This is a genomic window from Wolbachia endosymbiont (group B) of Erebia ligea (assembly GCF_947179575.1).
Lineage (GTDB): Bacteria > Pseudomonadota > Alphaproteobacteria > Rickettsiales > Anaplasmataceae > Wolbachia > Wolbachia pipientis_C.
In genome coordinates, this window is sequence record NZ_CAMXBW010000003.1 from 237,484 (window position 1) to 262,505 (window position 25,022).

23 protein-coding genes and 2 pseudogenes are annotated in these 25,022 nt (G+C 34.3%); 14 read left to right on the plus strand and 11 right to left on the minus strand.

Going from position 1 to position 25,022, the window contains the following annotated elements:
* Together OM962_RS05985 and OM962_RS05990 are read left to right on the plus strand one after the other, a co-directional pair.
* Positions 1-120: a hypothetical protein gene (locus OM962_RS05985; RefSeq protein WP_264330464.1), complete on the plus strand. Its 120-nt coding sequence runs from the start codon at positions 1-3 to the stop codon at positions 118-120.
* Between the two features lie 52 nt (positions 121-172).
* On the plus strand, positions 173-481 hold the full coding sequence (locus OM962_RS05990) for a transposase (RefSeq protein WP_264330996.1): 309 nt from the start codon (positions 173-175) through the stop codon (positions 479-481).
* Here OM962_RS05990 and OM962_RS05995 read toward each other — a convergent pair.
* The 3 genes from OM962_RS05995 to OM962_RS06005 are packed head-to-tail and all read right to left on the minus strand — an operon-like array spanning position 461 to position 6,390.
* The gene (locus OM962_RS05995) at positions 461-1,693 is read right to left on the minus strand and encodes an IS256 family transposase (RefSeq protein ID WP_264330447.1); all 1,233 of its coding nucleotides are present in this window, start codon (positions 1,691-1,693) and stop codon (positions 461-463) included. The genes OM962_RS05990 and OM962_RS05995 overlap by 21 nt on opposite strands.
* Positions 1,694-1,714: 21 nt before the next feature.
* Entirely contained in the window at positions 1,715-3,775 is a 2,061-nt protein-coding gene (locus OM962_RS06000; protein WP_264331142.1) for a coiled-coil domain-containing protein, read from the minus strand.
* A gap of 41 nt (positions 3,776-3,816) precedes the next feature.
* Positions 3,817-6,390: a valine--tRNA ligase gene (locus tag OM962_RS06005; protein ID WP_264331143.1), complete on the minus strand. Its 2,574-nt coding sequence runs from the start codon at positions 6,388-6,390 to the stop codon at positions 3,817-3,819.
* Positions 6,391-6,536: 146 nt separating this feature from the next.
* On the opposite strand from OM962_RS06005, the gene OM962_RS06010 reads away from it, so the two are divergent.
* Complete coding sequence (locus tag OM962_RS06010; protein ID WP_264331144.1) at positions 6,537-7,046, plus strand: hypothetical protein; 510 nt, start codon at positions 6,537-6,539, stop codon at positions 7,044-7,046.
* 117 nt (positions 7,047-7,163) lie between these two features.
* Here the strand turns inward: OM962_RS06010 and OM962_RS06015 are convergent.
* Positions 7,164-8,455: pseudogene (locus OM962_RS06015) on the minus strand (cbb3-type cytochrome c oxidase subunit I).
* A 323-nt stretch (positions 8,456-8,778) separates the two neighbouring features.
* Here OM962_RS06015 and OM962_RS06025 point away from each other — a divergent pair.
* From OM962_RS06025 to OM962_RS06035, 3 genes are read left to right on the plus strand one after another with little or no spacing between them, the layout of a single operon-like run.
* Positions 8,779-9,888, plus strand: a complete 1,110-nt coding sequence (locus tag OM962_RS06025; protein ID WP_264331145.1) for an outer membrane protein assembly factor BamB family protein — start codon at positions 8,779-8,781, stop codon at positions 9,886-9,888.
* Positions 9,881-11,269: a dihydrolipoyl dehydrogenase gene (gene lpdA, locus OM962_RS06030; protein ID WP_264331146.1), complete on the plus strand. Its 1,389-nt coding sequence runs from the start codon at positions 9,881-9,883 to the stop codon at positions 11,267-11,269. The genes OM962_RS06025 and lpdA overlap by 8 nt, the downstream gene beginning before the upstream one ends.
* 2 nt (positions 11,270-11,271) lie before the next feature.
* Entirely contained in the window at positions 11,272-12,192 is a 921-nt protein-coding gene (locus tag OM962_RS06035; protein ID WP_264331147.1) for a tyrosine-type recombinase/integrase, read from the plus strand.
* Positions 12,193-12,874: 682 nt separating this feature from the next.
* On the opposite strand, the gene OM962_RS06040 is transcribed toward OM962_RS06035, so the two are convergent.
* The gene (locus OM962_RS06040) at positions 12,875-13,630 is read right to left on the minus strand and encodes an ankyrin repeat domain-containing protein (protein WP_264331148.1); all 756 of its coding nucleotides are present in this window, start codon (positions 13,628-13,630) and stop codon (positions 12,875-12,877) included.
* Positions 13,631-13,782: 152 nt separating this feature from the next.
* Here OM962_RS06040 and tnpC point away from each other — a divergent pair, with 152 nt between their 5' ends.
* The 3 genes from tnpC to metG all read left to right on the plus strand — a co-directional run bounded on the left by tnpC (position 13,783) and on the right by metG (position 17,233).
* Entirely contained in the window at positions 13,783-15,135 is a 1,353-nt protein-coding gene (gene tnpC / locus OM962_RS06045) for an IS66 family transposase (protein ID WP_264330459.1), read from the plus strand.
* 75 nt (positions 15,136-15,210) lie between these two features.
* Entirely contained in the window at positions 15,211-15,573 is a 363-nt protein-coding gene (locus OM962_RS06050; RefSeq protein WP_264331149.1) for a hypothetical protein, read from the plus strand.
* Positions 15,574-15,703: 130 nt separating this feature from the next.
* Positions 15,704-17,233, plus strand: a complete 1,530-nt coding sequence (gene metG / locus OM962_RS06055) for a methionine--tRNA ligase (RefSeq protein WP_264331150.1) — start codon at positions 15,704-15,706, stop codon at positions 17,231-17,233.
* Positions 17,234-17,350: 117 nt separating this feature from the next.
* On the opposite strand, the gene OM962_RS06060 is transcribed toward metG, so the two are convergent.
* Both OM962_RS06060 and OM962_RS06065 read right to left on the minus strand, forming a co-directional pair.
* Entirely contained in the window at positions 17,351-17,800 is a 450-nt protein-coding gene (locus OM962_RS06060) for a hypothetical protein (protein WP_264331151.1), read from the minus strand.
* 468 nt (positions 17,801-18,268) lie between these two features.
* Positions 18,269-18,676 carry a hypothetical protein gene (locus tag OM962_RS06065; protein ID WP_264331152.1) on the minus strand — a complete coding sequence of 136 codons (408 nt, stop codon included), beginning with the start codon at positions 18,674-18,676 and terminating at the stop codon, positions 18,269-18,271.
* 218 nt (positions 18,677-18,894) lie between these two features.
* Here OM962_RS06065 and tnpA point away from each other — a divergent pair.
* Positions 18,895-19,338: pseudogene (gene tnpA / locus OM962_RS06070) on the plus strand (IS200/IS605 family transposase).
* Positions 19,339-19,394: 56 nt separating this feature from the next.
* On the opposite strand, the gene OM962_RS06075 reads toward tnpA, so the two are convergent.
* Positions 19,395-19,733 (minus strand): outer membrane protein assembly factor BamE, encoded by a 339-nt coding sequence (locus OM962_RS06075; RefSeq protein ID WP_006013961.1) that lies wholly within the window; start codon positions 19,731-19,733, stop codon positions 19,395-19,397.
* A 131-nt stretch (positions 19,734-19,864) separates the two neighbouring features.
* Here OM962_RS06075 and OM962_RS06080 point away from each other — a divergent pair, with 131 nt between their 5' ends.
* Positions 19,865-20,854, plus strand: a complete 990-nt coding sequence (locus OM962_RS06080) for a ribonucleotide-diphosphate reductase subunit beta (protein WP_006013958.1) — start codon at positions 19,865-19,867, stop codon at positions 20,852-20,854.
* 131 nt (positions 20,855-20,985) lie between these two features.
* A complete protein-coding gene (locus OM962_RS06085) occupies positions 20,986-21,489 on the plus strand; it encodes an ankyrin repeat domain-containing protein (protein WP_264331153.1) in 504 nt (167 codons plus the stop codon).
* Positions 21,490-22,736: 1,247 nt separating this feature from the next.
* On the opposite strand, the gene OM962_RS06090 is transcribed toward OM962_RS06085, so the two are convergent.
* Complete coding sequence (locus tag OM962_RS06090; protein WP_264331154.1) at positions 22,737-22,889, minus strand: hypothetical protein; 153 nt, start codon at positions 22,887-22,889, stop codon at positions 22,737-22,739.
* Between the two features lie 142 nt (positions 22,890-23,031).
* Here OM962_RS06090 and OM962_RS06095 point away from each other — a divergent pair, with 142 nt between their 5' ends.
* Both OM962_RS06095 and OM962_RS06100 read left to right on the plus strand, forming a co-directional pair.
* Complete coding sequence (locus tag OM962_RS06095) at positions 23,032-23,379, plus strand: IS630 transposase-related protein (protein ID WP_213864026.1); 348 nt, start codon at positions 23,032-23,034, stop codon at positions 23,377-23,379.
* Between the two features lie 28 nt (positions 23,380-23,407).
* Complete coding sequence (locus tag OM962_RS06100; RefSeq protein ID WP_264330460.1) at positions 23,408-23,890, plus strand: IS630 family transposase; 483 nt, start codon at positions 23,408-23,410, stop codon at positions 23,888-23,890.
* Here the strand turns inward: OM962_RS06100 and OM962_RS06105 are convergent.
* Positions 23,887-24,120, minus strand: a complete 234-nt coding sequence (locus OM962_RS06105) for a hypothetical protein (RefSeq protein WP_264331155.1) — start codon at positions 24,118-24,120, stop codon at positions 23,887-23,889. The two genes, OM962_RS06100 and OM962_RS06105, sit on opposite strands and share 4 nt — an antisense overlap.
* Before the next feature lie 140 nt (positions 24,121-24,260).
* Positions 24,261-25,019, minus strand: coding sequence for a twin-arginine translocase subunit TatC (gene tatC, locus OM962_RS06110; RefSeq protein ID WP_264331156.1), 759 nt, complete (start codon positions 25,017-25,019; stop codon positions 24,261-24,263).
* Between the last annotated feature and the right edge of the window lie 3 nt (positions 25,020-25,022).

A 25,022-nucleotide genomic window follows, 5' to 3' on the forward strand; every position in this document is an offset into this window, starting at 1 on the left:
CTGGCAGAGATGAAACAAAATCTTGGATTTGGAATAAACTCAATTTGGTATAGACTAAAACAGCTAAAAATTACTTTAAAAAAAAGTCACACTATATCAAGAGCGCAATCAAGAAGATAGGGAGCAATTTATTGATAAAATCTCAAAAATAGACCATTCCAGCATCTTATATATAGATGAAGCAGGAGTTGATAATAAGTTATACCGAGAATATGGACGCGCTCCAAGAGGAAAGAAAATTTATGCAGATATTCCAGGGAGAACTCGAGAGAGAATCAGTATAGTAGCCGGGTGGATTGGAAAGAGATTTATTGCACCAATGACTTTCAAAGGTGGGTGTGACAAAGAGGTATTCAATACATGGTTGGAGAAGATGTTATTACCTAAATTGCCACTTGGCACAACTATAGTTATGGATAATGCTACGGGAACGTTCAAAAAAGTGTGTCAAACCGTATTTTTAATTCAACTCAATTTTTAATCTATCAGGAAAAAAGATATCAAGTTGAGATATAGTTAAAGCCCAATTAGGTAAAGCCATAGCCCATTTTTGCTCTACTTTTTTTATAGCACAATATACCTGTTTATACAAGGCATTTGTATTAGTAAATGAGCCTTTGGTTTTAGTAAATTTTCTAATCTGTCTGTGCAGTCCCTCAATAGGATTAGTGGTATAAATTAGCCTCCTAACAGGACCTGAATACTTAAAATAACTGGACAAATTTTCCCAATTATTCTGCCAAGATTTTATGACTAATGGATACTTTTCGCCCCATTTTTCCTCCAGTTCAAGCAAATAATTTTCGGCAATTTCTTTACTTGAAGCACGATATATTTTTTTCAAATCATTCATGAAAACTTTTACATCTTTGCTAGATACATATTTCAGTGAATTCCTTATCTGATGCACTATACATAGTTGTACTTCTGCTTTAGGAAATATACTATTTATAGCTGTAGAAAAGCTTTTTAGCCCATCAATGCAGGCAATTAGAATATCTTCTACTCCTCTTTCTTTGAGGTCATTTAGCACTCCCAACCAGAAATTAGCTCCCTCACTTTCAGCCAAATAAAAACCTAATACTTCTTTTCTGCCATTTTGATCTATGCCTAATATGTTATACATACACTTGCTTACACAATGTCCATCCTCCTTAACCTTAAAAAACATGCCATCCATGAACACTATTGGATATACTGATTGCAGTGGACGGCTGCGCCATTCATTGATTATTGGTAGCAGTTTATCAGTAATACTGGATATCTCTGCTGCTGATATTTTGTGGTCATATATTTCCTCAACGTGTGAAGCTATGTCTCTGTATCCCATGCCACTGGCGTATGTACTTAATACCTTTGCTTCAAGTTCTGGATGTAGGCTTGTTTGCCTTTTTCTAACTATTTGTGGTTCAAAACTTCCCTCCCTATCTCTTGGTGTTAGCAGCTCAAATGAGCCTCCACTCGTGCGTAAAGTTTTTGCGTTTCTCCCATTTCTTCGGTTATTTTCTTCACTTTTAGCTGACATGTGGTTTTCTATTTCACCTTCCAGACTTGCCTCTAGCAACCTTTTTATAAACGGTGTTAATGCTCCATCTTTTCCTGTCAATGGTTTTCCTTCTCGTATAGATGACAGGATATTTGTTTCTAATTCTTTATAATCTACCAACCCATTAGTTCTATTTGCTTGACTCATATCAAACCTCCATTTTTTATATCAATTTATTACTTTACTTCTCGGTTTGACACACTTTTTTGAACGTTCCCGAGTAGAATATCTACTAGAATATCCAAAATCTTCTGAACATGAAGTTTCATCCAGCTCTTTATTTGGTAGTGCTGATAAATCTCCATTACTTATATCTGAAGGAGCAAGGCTATCATTAGTTTGTACAGATATTTCTTCAATTACTCCTTTTATTTCTTGATCACTGACTCCAAAATTCTTGATTAATTCCTCAAATCTATTCAAAATCTCTAATACACTTTCCTGCGATATAATCACGTTATCTCCTTCTCTTACATTCTCTTTGAACAAATATATTATGTTTTTTGCCAAATCTTGTGCTAAGCTCACACGATTCTGATGAGCTAATGAAGATTGATCATTCAAATCTGAAATTTCTTCTTTTAGAGCATTCTTCTCAAATAGTAACTCTTTGTACTTTTCATGTTGAATTTGACTTTCTTCCTCCAGATTGATGCTATAATTTTCCAACTCTCCACTGTTTTTTCTTTCTTTATTAATATTTTTTTCTAACTCTTTAATCCTACTGAAATATTTAGTTTCTTTCTCTTCCGATTGCTTACTTAGTTCTTCTAAATCTACAGTTAGTTTAATCACTTCTTGAGTTTTTTCATTTAACTTTTCTTGTAATCGTCTTTTTTCTTCTTCTAAATCCGATGATTTAAGTATTAAATCATAAGTTTCATAACTTTCTTTTTGCAACTGTGCTTCTAACTCTGCTATTTTTTTCTCTTTCTTTTCTAAACATGTCATCAATTCTGTTACTTTTTTAGATTCTAATTCATGTGATTGACTTTCTAATCTCTGGATTTCACTTTTAAGATCTGATCGCCCTATTTGATCAACTAGTTTTTGTATTTTGACAACTAGAACTTTAGCATATTCTTCCAAGCCTTGCTTTTCTTGCACTAATTCAGCTTTTTCTTTACTTAACTTTTGTATCTCTTTTTGCGCTTTCCTTAACTTCTCCTCTAACTTTTCCTTCTCTACTTTTCTCCTTTCAAATTCACTCTCTACCGAATCACTTAGCTGCTTGAGTTTTTGTGTTACTTCAGCCAAAACTTCATCTTTTTCCCTTACCTTTCCATTTAATTCCTCCACCTCTCTCATTTTTTGCTGTAATTGTTCTAATATAGTTTGATTATTTCCAGTTAATCTTGTATTTTCTTTTTCCAATTTATTAATTCTTTCGTTTAAGCTGTCATCTACAACTTGTGCACTTTTGTCTTGCATTTTAGTACTGCCTATTTGAGCTTCTTTGCTGCCACGCTCAATTTCTTGAGTTGTTTGAATGTTAATATTTCTATTACCATTTTCTATCACAATCTCAGATGATTTATGATTGCCTTTCTCCTTATTTCTAAATTTTATTTGATACAAGAATAAGTTACCTATTTTTACATCTTTATTTGCTTTCAATTGATCATCAGTAACACGATTACGCTCGATAAGTTCTATACCATTAGCATCAATATTAATTATAATAGTGCACTTTTTTCCGTCCTCATCACACCAATTCAGAGTCATTTCGTATGCACCATCAGTTACAACATAGTGCCTTATTCCTTCTTCAGAAACAAAACCGTGCATTCCATTTTTTCCATTGCTATGCAGAGTTGAAAACCCTGAAATTCCATTATCTTGACAGAAATTACTATTCAAAAACTCACTGACTTTGAATTTGTTTTTATTAGCTCCCAATTTAACTTCTGCACAACTACCATATATTGACATTGTTTCAACACCACTTTCAATATACCCATTCAATACTTTTTTAGCCTTATCTTGAAGCTCTAGTCTCGCCTCCTTTACATTATTGAAATCTTGGATAACGGCTTTATACACTTCATCTTCATTAAAATTGGCATTGTATTTTATTAAAAAAGATAATATGTGAAAACTAGCTACAGCAGTGTGAATTGATTTATTCTTTTCTTTTATCTTACCGAGCAAAAACAAAAACCTTTGAATGAAGTCATGATAATCATCTTTTTGTTCTTCAATTTTATTATCATATGAATTACCAATCATTATTACCTCACAACTAAATAATTAGTATAGTAATACGAATGCTAAGTTACATCAATCAATAAACTTACAGTAAATTTTCCATTCTCAGTTATAAGCTCTGCTTCTGTACTCTCAACCCATTCTATCACTTCAGCATTGCAAACTGACTGCAAATCATGCTGAGCAGAATAATTTAACTCATCCTCTTTTACACTCGCTTTTATCATCAACTTTTGTATAAAATGCTTAACTGATACGTTATTATCTGCTTTTATTTTTCTCACAAGGTTTAATATCTGCACGAAATTATCTCCCATTTCCTCAGAATACTTATCATAGATAAGTTCTTCCTTGTTAGGCCAATTACTTTTATTGTGAACGGAGTTATAACTATACAACTGATGATATATTTCCTCTGTAATGTATGGCAAAAATGGTGCAAATAACCGCAAAATAATATTGAGTACATATGCCAAACTCTGTTTCGCACTCATGTTTGCCTCGCTGTCCAATGCATCTCCATATGCACGTTTTTTAACTAACTCTAAGTAATTATCACAAAAATCTTTCCAAAAAAATTCTTCTATTGAGCTCAAAGCTTCGCAGTATTCAAACTGTAATAGGTTGTTCGTCGTTTTTTCTATCACTTTATATAATTTGGACAATATCCACTTATCCATCGTCTCACTGATGGAATTTATGCTCAATGCTTGATGTTTTTCCATAAACATGGAAACAAATTTGCTAGCATTCCAAAGTTTCGTAACAAGTCGTTTGCCAATTTTGAAGATATTTTCAGAGTAGACTGTGTCAACTCCAAGTCTTGAGTTTGCTGCCCAATAGCGTACTACGTCAGCTCCATAGGTTTCAAGCATTACATGAGGAGTGATGATATTACCTTTTGATTTACTCATCTTTTTTTTATCATCAGCCAAACACCAACCACTAATCATGATATTTTTCCACGGCAGTGAATCTGCATGATAATGTGCCTTCAAAATCGTATAAAAAGCCCAAGTTCTTATTATCTCATGGCTTTGGCTGCGCAGATCTGCAGGAAATATCTTATCATACCGATGGCTTGGTAAACCGAGCTCACTGTTTACTGCCAGTGCACTTAGTTGAGTAGTGATCGCACTTGTGGCCCACGTATCCATTACATCTTGGTCTGGGTTAACCTCTTCCTTACTATACCCTTTCGGCAAATCTTTGAGTGGATCGATAGGCAAATCCTTTACTTCAGCTAGAATGATTTTACCCTCTTCCCCTTTACGTTTTGAATACCACACCGGAAATGGCACACCAAAATAACGCTGTCTTGAAATGCACCAATCCCAATTTAGCCCTTCTATCCATACCTCCATGCGTTTACGCATAGACTTTGGATGCCAACTACACTTTTTTACTTTATCTAACACTTGAGCTTTTTGCTCTAAAGTCTTGATAAACCATTGATAAGTTGGTAATATTTCAAGTGATGCACCAGATCTTTCTGCACACTTTACGGAATGAGAAATGTTAGTACTTTCTATCAAAAGGCCCTTTTCAGTTAGGATTTCAATAATTCTCTTTCTTGCTTCTTTAGCCTTTAGGCCATTTATTTCATCGTAGATTCCAGCGTCACGCGCTGGGGGGTGTGTCTCCTCTAATGGCTGGATTCCAGTGTCAAGCACTGGAATGTCACTCCCCTTTGTCATCCCAGTGCCTTGACACTGGGATCTATTATTACCATACACTGAATCTAGACTTATCCTACCATCCTGATCGATAATAATTTTCATCGGTAGACCATGCTTTTGCTGCCAATATATGTCGAGCTCATCACCAAACGTACAGCACATAACAAGCCCAGTACCTTTATCTATTTTAACTTTATCATCAGCTATTATTGGAACTTTTGCTCCTGTTATTGCCACCACGGCTATTTTTCCAATCAGCTGAGTGTAGCGTGCATCTTCTGGATGGCAAAAAACTGCAACACATGCTGGGATCAACTCAGGCCGTGTAGTTGCAATCTTAATCTGCTCATTTTCTTCAGTGGAAAAAACTATCGTGTTCAAAAATGACTCAAAGACTTTATCCTCTATTTCTGCTTGTGCAATTGCAGTTTTATCGACTGGGTCCCAAAGAATAGGTTGCATTTTTCTGTATGCATACTCTTTATTATATAGATCAATGAATGACATTTGAGAAAGTGCCACAGCTTCTTTGCTGATCGTGTGGTATTCCAAATCCCAGTCATAGCTAATGCCAACTGATTTAAACAATTCCTTGAATTCTTGCTTTGATTTTTCAATAACCTCATGGCACATCTCTATAAATTTTTCTCTGCCAACTTCTTTTGCGCGGGTTTTATAGGTTTGCTCAACTAACCTTTCAGTCGGAAGGCCATTATCATCAAACCCAATTGGATAAAATACATCTTTTCCCAGCATACGCTGAAACCTTGCAATAAAGTCTGTGTGGCAATAGCTGAATATATGGCCAATATGCAACTTTCCTGATATCGTTGGTGGGGGAGTATCTATAGTGAAAGTGTTACCCTTTTCACTACTCCATTTATAAACTTTACTTCCTTCCCATAATACATTGTATTTGTCTTCAACTTCTCTAAAGCTGTATTTTTCTTCCAACATAAATATTTTTCAGTTTTAAGCTTTAAGTTAGCACAATTGAGCAAATACAGCAATTTTAATGTCTGACATTTTAGTTTATAATACAAAATTTCTTGATTTTAGTTTTTTATGTATTACACGATAAATTTTTAGTATTGAGGTTTATTATGCCTGATTTCAAATTTTCTGATTTACAAGATCTTGTTAATGCTCTATATGATCCATACTATCTGCCCTCCAACGAAAAAATAAAACTAGCAGAATTGCTTGAGGACGTGTTGGAACTAGAAGTTAAAAAAAGCCCAGAAAAGGCAATATCTAAAATAAAAAATGAACTAAAAAATGAACTAAAAAGTGAAGTATCGAATGAACTGAAACAAAAAATAAATACTCAAATCCAGCAGTTACAGCAAGAAAAGAAAATATTAGAAACCAAAAATGAAGCAAATAAACAACTGAAAGAAAAAGCAACATACATCGCTACTGCTAGCACTGGTCTTGCTGTTGGGTTAGTAGTGTATATTACACTTGAACATACAACTAAATTGGACATATGGTTAATCGTTGTTATAGCAACAGTATCTGCATTCTTAGCTGGTGGTTTAATAATGAAACCTAGCTCTCAAATAAATGGAACACAAGAACCACAAGGAGTAGCAAATAAGAATTCAGTCTAGCTTGATATAGTTTTTTTCATTTCACTGCCTTTCCAAATTTGAAGCAGGTTGTTTGAGCCATAGTACAAAGTAAATATAGTAATTTTACACTAAAATTTTTAGTTTTGTTTCTGTGGGTTAGTTGGTACGAGCCTTGCCTTTAAGAAGATGTAACATCACAATTATTATGAATAACATTCCACCAATAACTGATATAGCTCACCCGTAATAAAACAAGCACGTGCCAACATTGATGAAATACTTGGCAGATCTGCAACTTTTCTTAAGGCACCATATCCACCAAGCCAAACAAGTCCAGTAATGTGGAAAAAATGTCCCAAGCTATATGCATAAATCTGTAATCTTACTATGGAGCTTTTTATTTCTTTACAGCCCAATTTTGGTAACAGCCAGTAGACAAAATTCATAAAAGCTATAGTAATACCAACCACAGAACCGTGATAATGCGCAGGGATAGTGACATTTCCTTCAATAGTTAGCACTCCAAGCACACCTCCATAAATGAACAATACAAACGAGTGGAGAAGATAATTGCCCTTATCATTGAGCAGAGTTTTTGTGTTGCAATACACTAATATTGTTAAAAAGCACGGCAGAACTGCTCCAGCAATTCTCATATGCCAGGTAAAAAACTGTATCAATTCAGCACTATCCGCCGAATAAATAAAGTATATAAACGGCGCACCTACGGTCAAAACTGTGTTTATAAATAGTGGTAAAATGGTAATTTTATTTAGACTAATATAGCGAGCATTCAGTATGATCAAATAAACTAAAAACATTGCTTGAGAAAAGGCAAACTGCAGTAAATGTCCGCCTCCCCAAAAGAGATATTCATAAAATAAATTCTTGTCTGAGTGATATAGACCTGGAGGCATATTTTTATGTGCTAAAACAACACAAAGAAATGATGACACAAGTATAATGACCAGGCCAATTTGTCCGATTGAAAGATATGAGTCTTGTTTATTTGATATGTAGGCTAGAGCTGTATTTATCAATATGCTGGTAATGAAAAGACTGAGTCCAAGTAAAAATAATTTGTTTTGTAATACAGGTATATAGTTACTTTTGATAACTTCAGTATTTGGAACAAATGCAGATATAAACATTAGCAGCATGGAAAGGATTGAGAGAATCCATGAGAAGTTAAACCAATGATTGGTGTTTTTTAAGTTTATGATGAAGAGCAGAGATATTATAGAGCACATCCATACCAAAATTGACAAATTTACGTGTATCACCAGTGCATTATCAAAGATATATTGTGCAGAAGGAATGAGAAAAGAAATAAAAGGCAATCGTAGAAAAATAACAATTATTGACAGCAGTCCAGAACAAGCAAGAGCAAGTACTGCCAAGAATATCCATTGCCTGCAAAGTGAAGCGTTATTTTGTATGTTGAGCATTTACTTTTAGGTACTATAGCATAAGACAATGTACATTTTTCAAATTGATATGCATAGTTTAAATGAATGACATTACAACAATATCTTTCATCGTGAAAATGCTGCGTCCATTTCCATTTCATATTATGGTAATATTACTGACAGCGTTAGTCTGAGCTATCGAAATGTGTTTTAATCAATACTTGATAAAAATTATTACAGTAAGAGAATCTTTACATAATGGCATGACATTACGTTAATGCTTTTGATCCACAATTAAGAACATTTTCGTTGTGATTTACGTTTCTAGTATGTATATTAATGAATCTTGTTTTCACTAAATAATGAAAATAATAATTGTCATGATAATGTTATTGTATAGTAACTATACAATGGCAAGCGAACGAATAAGTTTAGTAGATAAAAAATTATCTCAAGGATATGTAGCTCCAATACTTACAGAAAATAGCGTTATTTTACCAGACAAGCACGGTACCTTATATTCCTTTGATATCGATAACCCAAGAGTTATAAATTGGAAATTATACCTCTCAAGTAGGAAAAAAATTGGTAATATGAGTTTATCGAGCTACAAAGAAAATGTTTTCTTTATAGTGGATAACATTCTACACACAATAGATGCGAAAACAGGGGAGATTCAATGGGAAAAAGAATTAAGAGCTCCGGCAAGAGGGAAAGCAATAGTAATAAACAATAAGTTGGTAGTATTGACTATTGATAACTATCTACATGCATTTGATATAAAAGATGGCAGCCCTATTTGGGCTTATCAAAATGGTATAAATGAGGTTCGAGGTTTATATTCCATCTCACCAGCAGTCTCTAATGATAAAATAATGGCACCATTTTCAAATGGTGAGTTAATAGCTTTTAATGAAGAAGGTAAAAAACTATGGAGCCAAAAATTAGCTACAAATCTTTTAGATACACAGCTTACAGATGTAACTACTACGCCTAGAGTACACGATAATATCTTAATAGCTACGAGCAACTCTTATATTTATAGCATTGACGTAAACTCAGGAAATATTTTATGGTCAAGGCCACTACAAGTAAAAAGTATATCAAACATTGAGTCATATTATAGCCCTCTTATTCCTGCAGAGAAACAAAAAGAAGGCGGAAGAATTTTCATGGTGACTAAAGATAATAAGGTAATTGGCATCGACATACAAAGTGGAAAAACAGTTTGGACATCTGATTTTATAGAGAATGTGCAATTGTTTGTTCCAATTATGTATGCCCATACGCTTTGGGTAACAAGTAATAAAGGTTCAATATTTGTTTTTCCTGGATCTGAAAGTACAGGAAGGGTAATTAAAATACCTGGTAATGTGTTTCATGCTCCAGTATTTACCCATGGTAAGATGTATATAACGACTGAAGGAAATGGTGTTTATTCTTTAGAAAATAGGTTTGTTTTTTATGACTGATTATGATTTGATTATTATAGGTGGTGGTCCAGGTGGTTACAAATGCGCTATTGCTGCTGCAAAACTTGGACTCAAAGTTGCTTGTATAGACAAAAATAGCATTTTTGGTGGCACGTGTTTGCGAGTTGGGTGTATACCATCAAAAGCATTACTCCATTCCTCTTATCAGTATGCTAGCGCGAAAAATAATCTATCAAAACTTGGCATAAAAGTTAAGGATGTAAGTCTCGATTTGAAAGAAATGCTAGGCTATAAAGACGCTAGAGTTCAAGAACTTGGAAAAGGCATAGAATATCTGTTTAACCTTTACAAAATTACTAAGATCAATGGACTTGGAAAAATTACTTCTTTTGATCAAGGCAACCTTGAAGTTTCAGTTGAAGGTAAGGTACTGAAGGCAAAAAATATAGTAATTGCAACTGGTTCTGATGTTAGTTCTCTACCAGGAATTGATATTGATGAGAAAAATATCATTTCATCAACTGGTGCATTGTCTTTAACTGAAGTACCAAAAAAACTTGTTGTAATTGGAGCTGGGGCAATAGGACTTGAAATGTCTTCTGTGTGGAATAGGCTAGGCTCTGAAGTTACTGTAGTAGAGTTTTTTGATAGAATCGCTGCAGCAATGGATAGCGAACTAAGTAAGTCTTTACTTTCTAGTCTACAAAAGCAGGGAATAAAATTTTTACTCAGCACCAAAGTTGAAGAGATAAAACAAAGTAGTAACTCTTTGAGTGTGAAAGTTTGTTCTGTAAAAGATAATCAAACAAACACTATAGAGGCGGATAAGGTATTGGTGGCAGCAGGACGCAAACCATGTACTGATGGTCTTGGTATTGATGAAAAAATGGAAAAAGATAATCGCGGTTTCGTTCAAGTTAACAACAGATATGAAACTAATGTGAAAGGAATATTTGCTATTGGTGATGTGATTGGTGGAGCAATGCTTGCTCACAAAGCTGAGGAAGAAGGGGTGGCAGTTGCAGAGATACTAGCAAGGCAATTGCCTCACGTTGATTATGAAATCATACCGTCAGTCGTTTACACCCACCCTGTAGTTTCTTCAATCGGTAAAACTGAAGAAGAACTAAAAAGTGCTGGCCGAAAGTATAAAGTTGGTAAATGTCAATTTGCTGCAAACGGTAGAGCAAAAGTCACTGACGATGCTGAGGGATTCGTGAAAGTTCTGACTTGTAGCAAAGCAGATACAATACTCGGTGTACATATCATAGGAGCATACGCTGATACGCTAATCAATGAAGCAGCGGTTGCAATGGCATATGGTGCAGCAGCAGAGGATATATACAGAATTTGTCACTCTCATCCTGATATAAATGAAGCCTTTAGGGATGCGTGCATCGATGCTTTCTTTAAAAAGTAACTGTGGACCTCGGTTCAATCATTGAAAAATGGTATGATTGGCTAAAGTACAACAGGTCTTACTCACCAAACACTTTGGAGTCATACATGAGGGACCTCAAAGATCTTATAAGTTTCCTAAATACTCACATTGGTGAAGAAGTAAATGTTGGCTCTTTAGAAAAATTAAGCATACCTGAACTGAGAAGTTGGTTTACCTCTCGTTATGCAAGAGGTGTAAATGCGAGATCTAACACTCGCGCATTGTCAGTAATCAGAAATTTTTTCAAATATATAAAAAACAATTATAAAATAAATAATGAAGCGGTATTTTCTTTATCAAGGCCAATTCAGAGAAGAACTCTACCTAAAGCACTTTCAATATCTAACATAGAAACTCTATTGAAAGAAATGAAATTGCCTGATCTAGGCGAGCCTTGGGTGGTAAAAAGAGAAATTGCAATTGTCGTTCTGCTATATGGTACGGGCTTAAGAATCACTGAAGCACTGAATCTTAAGGTTAGTGATATTAGCAATGAAAGTTTAATAGTAACAGGTAAGGGAGATAAACAAAGGCAGGTATTTATTCTTCCAGTAGTAAAAAAGTGTATACAAAAATATATAAAAGCTTGTCCCCACTTTGACGAAGCGGGACATCTTTTTGTGGGGGTAAGAGGAAAAAAATTGGGAAGAACTTATGTTGCTAATCGTTTGCAAAAAATAAGAAGATTTTTAAACTTACCAGAAATTTTATCTCCACATGCATTTCGCCATAGTTTTGCTACTCATTTGCTTCAGGAAGATATTGACATAAGATCAATACAACAGCTGCTTGGCCACTCAAGCCTTGAAACTACTCAAGTTTACACTCACCTAAATTATCAAGATGTCTTCAATATGTATAAAAACTTTCAGAAGAGTTTGAATAAAAAATCGAAATCTTAACTTCGTCTTAAATCGATAATATTGCCGAACTGAGTGCTTGCAACATCATTCAGTACTGTACTTGCTTTATATAAGCAATAGTGACCAGCAGAGAAGAAAGCAAAAACGTTTTGCAAAAGGTTATGAATGAAAGAGAATAGACAGCAGAATTTAAATTAGAAGCTATGTAAAGAAACAAGTCAAGCAAATAGCAAAAGAGCTAGGCTCTGTGTACAAAATGTTAGCAGGTCAAATTAATTGAGGACGGGGATTTGCGACTAAAGTTCATGCACTTGTTGACGTACTGGGAAACCCATTCAAATTTATTTTGACCTCAGGCTAGAGGAACAAAATTACTCAGTTGACTAAAAATGTCTCTAGCTACACTATATGGCTTCTTTAAAATTTTGTTTACAGAGCCTAGAAAGAAAGCTGAGGAAAAGTAGAGGTTACCTTTACATATGCACTACATCTCAACCTGATATTGTCGTTCCTAATATGTTGGATTTCTTGCATAACTCGAATTCAAAAGTTGATGTCATTCCAGCGCGTGACACTGGAATCCAGATATTGGGTTCCAGCTGGGATGACACCTGTTTATGCAAGAAATCTATTGAAAATTGAGTTAAACTAAAAATTCAGTTTGACACACTTTTGTTAAACATTTTTGGGACGTTAAAATAAACAGATAAATAATTTTCTCTTAAGCTACTTCAACACTTTCATCATGGGTTAAAAGCAACTCCACAAGTTCTTGGCAGTTATCAACTGCACAGTCCAGTACTGTATTCCCTAAATTATTTCTAGCGTTAACGTTTGCATTGTGTTTTAGTAGCGTCCTCGTTATATCAACCTTTTGCCTAATAACAGCCAAGTGTAGTGCAGTGTTGCCATCTTTATCCTTAGCATTAACATCAGAACCTTCTCGAATAAGGCATCCTGCAATATTGTAGCTCCCAGATAAAGCAGAGTAGTGTAATGGAGTTCTACCATCTCTGTTCTTAGCATTAACATTAGCACCCTTATTGATTATATACTCTACTATTCTTAAATCTCCACTAAAGGTAGCCCTATAGACAACGCGGTGTAACGCTGTTTCGTCATACTCATCCCTAACATTAACATTAGCACCTTTTTCAACGAGGCCCTTTACTACATTTAATTCTCCACTCTCAGCAGCAAAAAATAATGGGGTTTTGTATTGTGCATTCCTAGCATCAATATAAGCGTCTCTATTGATTAGGCATGCCATTATATCTAATTCTTTGGTGCAAACAGCTACATGCAGTGGAGTATTACCAAATTCGTCCCTAGCGTCAATATTAGCATACTTTTTGATGAGATATTTTACCATATCCAACTCTCCATTTTGAGCAGCAACGTGCAATGGAGCCCAGCCACATTCGCCTGTAGCATTGATGTTATTACCTTTAACAATCAGGTATTTTGCTATATCCAATTCTCCAGCGTAAGCAGCTGAATGCAATGGAATATTACCATATTTGGTATCCGTTCAGAGGTGTGGCAAGGATAAAAAACAATTGACATAATATATTAAAGTAGTAATAACACAAAATGTTGATAGTAAAGTAAGGCTAGATGCTTCAATTGTTGATCAGTATTGTAGAGTTATGTAAAAACTTAGAGCAGAAAGTAGCAAAGATTGAAGAAAAAAATAAAATCTTAGAAATAGAGAATGCTGAACTAAGAGAGAGACTCGGCTTAAACTCAAGGAATTCATCTTTACCAAGTTCAAAAGAGCTGTACAAAATAAAAAAAGACACACCAGAAGATAAGTCAGAGGGCGGCAGGAAGATAGGTGGTCAAGTTGGACATAAGGGGAATTGCCGAGCTAAAATGGAAGCAGATGAGGTGGTGAAGGTAGAGTTACCAAATAGATGCGAGTGTGGTGAAGAAATCGCAATATCGGAAAAACCATATGTCTATCAAAAAGTTGATTTACCAGAAATTAAGCCTTACGTAGTTGAGTATCAATTAGAACATGGTCGCTGTCGTAAATGCGGAAAAAGAAGGAGTAGCAAATTACCAGAAGGAGTTACACCGGATACCTTTGGTCCTAGAGTTAAGTCAGTAGTTGCATCACTAAGTGGGTTTTATAAGAATTCAAAGCGAGAAATAGCGAATATTATGAAAGACATCTTTAACATGAGTATAAGTGTTGGTAGTGTGTCCAATAGTGAAGCAAGGGTTTCGTCAAAATGTAAAGAAGCCTATGAACAAATAGAGGAAGAAATAAAAGCAAGCGAAATTTTGCATATTGATGAAACCAGTCACTACAACAAAGGCAAATTGGGATGGTGCTGGATGTTTGCCAACAATAAAGCAAGTCTTATGAAGTTAGCAGATACAAGAGGAATGAAATTTTTAAAGAATAGTGCATTTTGTGATTACAAAAACCTGGTAATTACTGACAGATATGCAGTTTACAACCACTTCAGTGATGAAAAACGACAAATTTGTTGGGCTCACTTATTGAGAAATTTCGAGAGGTTATCTCATAGTTGGAATAGTGAAGTAATGAGACTTGGCCATTGTTTAAAAGACGCAGCTAATGGATTGTTTGTATTAAAAAACGCTTTGTCAGAAAATGAAATTAGTATTTCAAAGTTCACTAAGCAAGCTAAAGAATTACGAAGATACATACAGTACTGCATGATAAAAATATCTTATATACTTGAAGCAAAAGGAGCTTCACGAACGGTAAAGGGTATTATAAAATCCGAGTCAATGATGTGGACATTTTTGGATGACCCAGAGAATATTCCATTAACGAATAACCATGTTGAGCGACAGATACGGCATTATGTTGTCTATCGTAAGAATTCATATTTTGCACAGTCAGAGCGAGGGAATAGATTTCTTGAGCGGATAATTTCGTTGTATCTGACTTGGAAACAAAAGGAATTAAACCCTTTTCAAAACCTGCTAGCTGTTGTTTCTTAAACCACACCTCTGAACGGATACGAAAAAACGGCTAGAAAGTCAGAAAAGGTAGATTACCTGGATAATAAACTTAAAATGTTCAGAAATATAGAATTTGCAGTTGGTGCAATTTCTTTAGCAGCTTTAATAGGTTGCGCTATTAACCCAGTCTTACCAGTTTGGGGTTTAGTCATTCTTGGCATTAATTCTCTTGTGTGTCTTGCTGGTGGCTTGGCTTTTCATATGAAACATGAGAAAGAGTCAGAAAATATTAAGAAGGCTGAAGAAGCGGTAGATTATTATCATAAACCAGGATCTGGGCATAGCTCTGGAGGTTCTTCTCATGATGCACCACCTCCTTACGATTTTAATACTGCTCCAACTGCTCCTCCTCAAGGTGTATTTAATAATTCTTACCCGGAGCAATGTGTTGGAGGTTATGGACCTTACTCTAACTAAAGCGTAAATCACTTACAGGATACCGCTGCAAAACGCAGCGGTATAATGGCTTTTCAGATTGCTTGTACGATAGGATATATATTGATTTTTATTACTAGTGCAGATACGATAAAGCTTTAAGCACTACAAGATGGAGCAATTTGAGAGCTTTTACATCACTACGCCAATATATTATGTAAACGACAAGCCACATATCGGCCATGCATATACTTCCCTTATCTGTGATGTTACAGCTAGATTTATGAAATTAGCTGGAAAGAACGTTAAATTTACTACTGGTACAGATGAACATGGACAAAAAATTGAAAAAGCAGCTAAAACAAAGGGAATAGAGCCAAAAGAATTTACAGATGAAATAAGTGTTACATTCAAAAAATTAGCTGAGCTAATGAACTTTGATTATGATGATTTTATTCGCACCACAGAAGAACGTCATGAAAAGGCAGTTATAGCTCTATGGAATAGGCTTGAAGAGAGAGGACAAATATATCTGGATTCTTACTCAGGTTGGTATTCAGTTCGTGACGAAGCGTTTTATCAGGAATCAGAGTTGATAGATGGCAGGGCACCAACAGGTGCTGAAGTTCAGTGGATAAAAGAAGAGAGCTACTTTTTTCGTTTGTCAAGTTGGCAAAATAAATTACTAGAGTTATACGCAAATCAGCCGAATTTCATCTTTCCTGAGAGCAGAAAAAACGAGGTGGTATCGTTTGTAAAATCAGGACTTACTGACCTTTCGATTTCTCGTACTAGTTTTAATTGGGGAATAAAAGTACCAGGGAATTACAAGCACGTAATTTACGTTTGGATAGATGCGCTCACTAACTATCTCACGTCAATAGGCTTTCCTAATATAGAAGATGAGGAATATAAGAAATTTTGGGCAAACTCTTTTAACGTTCATGTGATCGGTAAAGACATATTGCGTTTTCACGCTGTATATTGGCCAGCTATTCTTCTTGCAGCAGATTTATCACTGCCAAAGCAAATTGCAGTTCATGGTTGGTGGCTAAACGAGGGAGAAAAAATATCCAAATCCCTTGGTAACGTTATAGATCCAATTGGTCTGGCAGAAGAGTTTGGTGTTGATCAACTACGCTATTTTCTCCTTCGGGAAGCAAGTTTCGGTCAAGATGGTAATTTCAGTAAGAAGAACATGATCAGCCGCATAAACTCAGAGCTGGCAAACAATATAGGCAATTTAGTGCAAAGAACAATTTCATTTCTGCACAAGCAATGCTCTGGAATTGTACCAGCAGTTGATCGCAACTTGCTTAAAGATGATGAGAGTTTACCAAATTGTAAAGCCATAATTGATCAAGTGATGGATCATCTATCAAAGTATGAATTTAACCAGATTATACTACTGATTATCAATATCTCTTCCAAGGCCAATGCTTACATAGATAAAAGTGCACCCTGGACGTTAAGTAAAACCGATAGAAAGCGCATGGATTTAGTAATTTACAAACTACTCGAATACATCAGAATAATTGGTATTTTATTGCAGCCAATTATTCCAAAATCAGCAGAAATGATGCTAGATCAATTGCAAATTCCAAAAGAACAACGCAACTTACAATCTCTGTGCAATGCGTGCGTAAGCTTAGGCATTACACTGCCTAAACCTACGCCGATTTTTTTGAGGATCGATATTTAAAGAATCCTTAGTAAGCCGTTACAAGACTAGACTGAGTTGGCCGTTCTGTAGTTAGCCTTTTTAATTCAACAGAGTCAAAAAAAGTGCCTTGGCGTTTTGATGTATCTATACCGTTATCTACTTTGGAAGAAATGATTGAGATGCACCGAAATTATTTTTAGCACTCTTAAAAGAAGAATTTAACATTTCGTGAGACTCATCAACTTTACTTTTCAACATAGTCTGTGGAGTAGGTACATGGTGAGCAGATGTTAAATTTACAGTAGAATTACCATCTGCTTGGCCTAGATGTGCCTGCTGCTCAGATAATCCAGAAGCAGGATCTAAAGTACATACGGGAGTTGGAAACAACTTTGATGCTAAAGCTTCTACTATAACTGATGCGTACGTTGCAATACTACTAAATTTTACAATCTGAGTTGTTCTATCTTTTAGTTTCGGTTGATCACCTGTTTCTTTTGCTACTGCATGCAATTTTGGTTGATTACCTTCTTCTTTAAATAAATTGCTAAGAGCTTCAGAATCTAAAACTTCTTCTTGATTTCTTTTTTTATGCTCTTGATGCATTTTCTTAGCATCTTCATCAGAATTAATAATGTATTATACCTTTTTATCTAGTTGTTTTTGCATTTTAGCTTTTTCTTTGGCATTTTGAGCATCTAAACAAGAAGAAGTAATTGTTAGCTCTTTGCAGTGCAGCTGAAAGCGCAAAAACTAGAGCAGAAAATACAGCACCACTAATAATAAATGGAAGGCCAACACTTAACGCTGCAACTGGAGCTAAGAAACTAACATAAGGAGCTGCAGCAAACACTCCTGATGCTAACAAAGTTGCTATAGCTAAAGTTACTACCCCTTTTTTACAGTAAAGGTAGCAAAAAAAGCTACAAATCTATGTAGTATTTAAACTCGCTCCTACTGGGACCTGAACCTAATCCACTACAACATATCAGAAAACATTATCTCTATTTTTTCTGGTTACACACTGAATTTTTTCTCAGCATAATGATTATGAGATTGCTTTTTAGCTTGGTTTTACTCAACTAAAGCTAAGTTATTAGAAATTACCTGGTTTATTTGAGCGTTAGCAATATGAGTATCTTGTTGTCTACATTTAGTACAATACATAATAGATGCAGCTCCAATAGCAGCTCCAACACAAGCAGCTCCAGCAATTAAGGCAATTTGATTAAAGTCTTTGTTATAACCTTGGTTTAATCCTTCACTGTAGCCTTTTTTGTAGCCCTCCATATAACCATCTTCATAACTTTTTTGTTGTGCAAAAAAACCATAAGCGTATGTAAATAATGCTCCTCCTGCAGCGTAAAATATACCCTGTATTCCAGGTTTGATTATGTCTGGAACAAGCCTAACGCCATTCTTTATTTCTTGTACTATAGAAATTGTTGTTAAGTTCTTTATGTTAAAATCATTGATATTCATTGCTTTTTGTAAAAAAATTAAGCTATATACTTTATATCTTAACATTAATTTAGTTTTAAAACAAATTAATATTTTAATATAAGTTTTCTCTTTTGTAGAGAATCTGCTTTTTCTTGTTTTGTATGAACTTAGAAAATTTTTATTGTCCCAAATTTGGGAGAAAAACCCTGGACCATCCTTTTAAGAATATAATTTAAAGGTGAAAAATCTCAAAGAATGTGGAATATTATAGAAAAAGCAGTCACTCTGTATATATATCACATAGTGTGGATAACAAAATATCGATATCCAGTATTAGTTGGAGATATTGGACAGAAAGCTAAAGAAGTTGTACAAGAAGTATGTGCAAATAATCAAGTAGAGAGGTAGAGTTGCGTCAACATGTATACGTTTCTGTACCCCCATACTTAAGTATTAGTAAGTTAGTGCAGTTAATAAAAGGAAAAAGTTCCAGAAAAATCCACCAAAACTTTCCAGAGCTGAAAAAAAGATACTGGGTTATGGGCATTTGTCAGGACTAGCGGAAATGTAACTGACGAAATGATAAAAATTATATTGAAAATCACTTTAAAAAAGAAGATAAATTTGGTAAGTCGAAAGTTAGCATTATATGCTCTCTCTCAATCTTTGGATTTCAATCCATAGTGGTTGAATCTAAATAGGTGAATTTACGTTACCTAAATTAGTTACTTGTGATGAAAAATATATCAGCAAATTTTCAATCAACAACAGCTAAAGACCTTTCTGCAACGTTGATTTCTCTTATATCTGTAACTTCGTCATTCTGATTAAACGAAATTTGCAGGGACTTACTACTATACTTCCTTTTTCCTAAAAAGTTGGCTTGTTTAATTTTATATGAGATATAGTACCAAACATTGTCATCGAACTTTGATACTAATGTTGGTGATCCTAAAGTGTGAACCACTTTTTCTTTATCGTCACCTACTTTTATCTTGCTCCACAATTCAACACTAATGCCAGGAGCTCCGTGATTGTGAATAGTGTGAGTGCAGCTCACTGTAAATAATAAAATAAAAGATATTAATACTCGCATTTCTGTTGATAAATTGCTTGAAGCTATAATACACTAATAAATTATCTGCCGTCAAATTTCAAAAAAGTTAAATTGACTGATTCTCAATATCACTTAATATAATATTTACTTTAGAAAATAATAGGTGTCTTATGTCATTGTTAGAAGCAGATCCAATATACAAACCTTTTAATTACCCTTGGGCGTATGATGCGTGGCTGCAGCAACAAAGAATCCATTGGATACCTGAGGAAGTTCCGCTTGCTGATGATGTGAAAGATTGGAAAACTAAACTTTCGAATGTAGAGAAAAATTTATTGACCCAGATTTTTAGGTTTTTTACTCAAGCAGATATTGAAGTAAATAACTGCTATATGAGGCATTATTCAAATATATTTAAGCCAACAGAAATATGTATGATGCTTGCAAGCTTTTCCAATATGGAGACTATACACATTGCAGCCTATTCATACCTTCTAGATACGATTGGCATGCCAGAAAGTGAATATCAAGCATTCTTAAAATATGATGCTATGAGAAAGAAGTATGAATACATGTTAGAATTTGAGGAAAGTAAAAAGCACGATAAAAAACATGTTGCTAAAACTTTAGCAGTATTTGGTGCCTTCACTGAAGGATTGCAGTTATTTGCATCATTTGCAATTTTGCTCAATTTTCAACGGTTTGGAAAAATGAAAGGTATGGGGCAAATAATTGCTTGGTCAGCACGTGACGAAACCTTGCACACCAATTCAATTATCAATTTGTTCAATACGTTTATTAAAGAGAATAATGAAATTTGGAATGACGAGTTCAAAGAAGAATTATATTCTGCATGTCGCACTATTGTTGAACTTGAAGATGAATTTATAAGTCTTGCTTTTGATTTAGGAGATGTTGAAGGGCTATCTGCAGAGGAAGTGCGCAATTATATACGTTACATAGCAAACAGAAGGTTAACGCAATTAGGTCTTAAATCTATATATAATGTTAAAGATAACCCTATTCCGTGGCTTGATGAAATACTAAATGGCGTGGAACATACAAATTTCTTTGAAAATAGAGTAACAGAGTATAGCCGTGCAGCAACTCAAGGCACTTGGGAGGAAGCTTTTGCTAAAAACGATACAAAAAGTGAATAGCAGTAACTTCACCCTTTTTTATCGTTTCAACGGAAGCTTGCGATATATATCAAAGGTGGAAGGAGGAAGAATTTGATATAAATCATCTATTTAGCCTAGAGAAAAGAGAGTATAGATATAAGGTTACATTATTGCATGTAATAGTTGGAGATTTTGATTGCTTAGAGGAGGAGAAGAAGAAGTTAATACGATATCTATTAGACAAAGGTGCTAATGTTAATGCACGAGATTCTTTTGGAAAAACTCCTTTGTACAATAGTCATGACAAAGAGGTAACACAAATTTTACTAGATGCAGGTGCTAATCTTTTTATAAAGGATCATTATGGAATGACTGCAAGAAAACATGCCCGTGATGAATCAAAGCAGCTTTTAAAAAAGGCAGAAGATAAATACAAGCATAAAGCAATGAAATTTGGTGCTATTGTTGGTATTACGGCTGGAATGGAAGTTGGTAGTGGACTTTTTGCTGCTGCTGGTCTTTCATTACTAATATCGGCTTTTATTGGCGCAGCTGTTTCTATAGCAATAGGGTTTGTTGTTTTTGGTATTACATATAAAATGTCAAAGCCTAGTGGGAATGTAGATAATGTTGATCTACTATCAGAAGAAATTTATGCAAGTCTAGGCGTGTAACAGTGTAGTTAAGTAAAAAAAGGAAGAAGCTTCTTCCTTTTCTCCAAATTTTTTGAAGTATCTATTAACAGGATTTTAGATACCTTGTTTTACGATATGTATAACCATAAACTCGCACAAAAGCCCCTTTTTCCTGTTTAAGTTATTCACAGAATTGTTAATAACTAAGTTGATAACCTAGTAGAGTACATAATTTTACATTTCTGAGTACTTTGGAGATTTATAATAAATATGATCTCCAAATACTAATATATAATTGAGAACAAAAAAACTGTGGATAACTCTGAAAAGTTAGATTAATTTAGACATTTTTGAAAGAAAAGAAACAAACAATGAAGCAACCAAGCTGATATAGTTATGCAAGAACTAATATAATTAGTTGCTATTTTAACACTTTTTTGATAATAGGCAATTAAGAGAACAAGGAATGGTATTTAAATTAAAATTTTAGTTCTTTAAACATTATTAAAGTAATGCTTTAGATATTTCAAGGTAAAACTTTTAAAGTAGTACTTGAGTATTTTTAAATATTAATCTGGAGGTTCAACAGGCACTTTTTTATGCTGTTTGAGAAGAGCAAAAATTGCATTTTCTCTTGCTGAAAGCTTGTGTTTCTTATATTTTCCATAATATATATTATGTAATTTTCAATACTAATAAAACTATTTCCCAATCTTTTAAACAACAACCTATCGAACCGCCGGATTAGTACTTAAAAGGAACTATTAAAGTACCTCTTTCAGTATTAAGAAGCACTTAAAATTTCAACCTTTAGCTCCAATACGACCCTCTATTTGTCTTTTCTTAAAAAATGTTAATATATTTATCAATTGAGTAAGTTTTTCTGTAAATATTTCAATCTAATCATACTCTTTTTGATGTCTTTTTTGATCTTTTTCAGAGTTATCCACAGTTTTTTTATTCTCAATTATATATTAGTATTTGGAGATCATATTTATTATAAATCTCCAAAGTACTCAGAAATGTAAAATTATGTACTCTACTAGGTTATCAACTTAGTTATTAACAATTCTGTGAATAACTAAAACAAGAAAAAGGGGCTTTTAATCAAATGGAAATAGTGTCATTCTTTAAAGAACGACGCTAAAAACATTGTTTCTGTTCGAGCAATGGTTACACCTATTATCAGGACAAGTTATCTAGGGTACCCTGAATAGGATTAAGGGTACCTAACGAAGTAAAAAACTTGGAGAAAAAGGAAGAAGTCTCTTCTTCCTTCTACTTAACTACACCGCTACTTTTGATTCTGGACAAACTTCTTGCTGTGTAATAGCATCCTTTAGCTCATTACTAGGCTTTGATATTGTATATGTAATACCACCAGCAACAAGTCCAGTGAGTACAGCAGCAGCTACAGCTATGCCAATTAAAGTCAGCATTTGTAATGCAACACCAGCAGCAAAAAGTCCACCACCAACTGCTAATCCAGCTATAACACTGCAAATAGCACCAGCAACAATTGCTTTACTATAGTATTTCCTAAAGTAAATGATAAAGGTATAATAAAGTATTTGAGTTATAATGGCATATAGTGTGGATTTAAGGGAAAAGGCAGTATTGATGATAGAAAAAGGTAAGACAAAGGTTGAGGTAGCAGAGCTTATGGAGATAGGAATAGCAACTCTGTACCGTTGGTTAAAAAAGAAAGCTGCTGGTGAAAGCCTCAAGCCATCTAAAAACGGTAGCTTTATTCGAAAAATAGACCCCAAAATACTCGAAGAATATGTTACAAAGAATCCAGATCATACTCTGGCAGAGATGAAACAAAATCTTGGATTTGGAATAAACTCAATTTGGTATAGACTAAAACAGCTAAAAATTACTTTAAAAAAAAGTCACACTATATCAAGAGCGCAATCAAGAAGATAGGGAGCAATTTATTGATAAAATCTCAAAAATAGACCATTCCAGCATCTTATATATAGATGAAGCAGGAGTTGATAATAAGTTATACCGAGAATATGGACGCGCTCCAAGAGGAAAGAAAATTTATGCAGATATTCCAGGGAGAACTCGAGAGAGAATCAGTATAGTAGCCGGGTGGATTGGAAAGAGATTTATTGCACCAATGACTTTCAAAGGTGGGTGTGACAAAGAGGTATTCAATACATGGTTGGAGAAGATGTTATTACCTAAATTGCCACTTGGCACAACTATAGTTATGGATAATGCTACATTTCATAAGACCACTAAAACAAAATCATTAATAGAGTCTTTTGGCTGTCATTTGCTGTATCTTCCAACATATTCACCAGATTTGAATCCTATAGAATACTGTTGGCATACCATCAAAAGCCGCCTCAGACCTCTCATGTATAAATATACAGACTTACAGCTTTTGGTTGGTAATACCATAATGGAACTTTATCATCCATTTTAGAAAATACTATAGTCTACACGAGTTGCTTCATAAGTTCCAATTATTGACTCCTGAGTTTTTTCATTAGTTTCACTAAAAATAGTAAGAAAATCTTCTTTTGACAATCTTGGAAGATCAATTTTTGAAGATCTTAAAAGAAGATCAATAATATTCTCACCTTCTTTCATCGCAGTCTGTAACTGATCATATAATCTTTGTTGTGTTTCATTTAACTCTTCATACTTTGGCATATCAAACTCTCCTATTAAAAATAATAATATACTTTAATTATTATATATTTAAGCAAACAAGTCAATAAATTAATAAAATGCTGTGGTGCCAAAAACACTCAAACAAGAAAAAGCACTCAAGTGTTCATTTTTTTCAACAGCTAATCCTTTGCTTTCTTCTCAATATATCTACATATCAGAATAGACAGCTCATATAATAGCAACATTGGAATTGCAAGCCCTACTTGGCTTAGTACATCAGGTGGAGTTAAGATTGCAGCAATAATGAAAATTACCACTATCGCAATTCTCCGTTTATTTGACAAACTTTGTGCAGTGATTAGCCCTACTCTCACCATTAAGGTTAGTATGACTGGAATTTGAAATGCAGTACCAAAAGCGAACGCGAATTGAAGAACAAGGTCTAAATATTCACTAACTGATGGCATAAACTCTATTGGTATACCGAAAGATTTACCGCTATGTTCAAAAGCAATAAAAAATTTCCAGGCTAAGGGAAATATATAGTAGTAAACTACAGCGGCTCCCGTTACAAACAAAACCGGTGTTGCAATTAAGTATGGCAATAACACTGCCCTTTCTCTTTTATATAAGCCAGGTGCTAGAAACATATAGAATTGCCATGCAAACACAGGAAAAGAAAACAACAGTGCACTCATTATTGCAACCCTGAGATATACAAAAAACGCTTCTGTTAAGTCTGTATAGATTAGAGAAAAATCATCACTATCTTTTGTAACTTCTATTAAAGGTGCAAGTAAAAAGCGGTATATATTTTCTTTAAAGTAGTAACAAAACCCGAAGGTAACACAAAAAAATAGAAAGCAAAAAATAACCCTTTTTCTAAGTTCCGCAAAGTGCTCATAAAATGAAGCATATTTTTGTGAGTTTTTGTTCATACT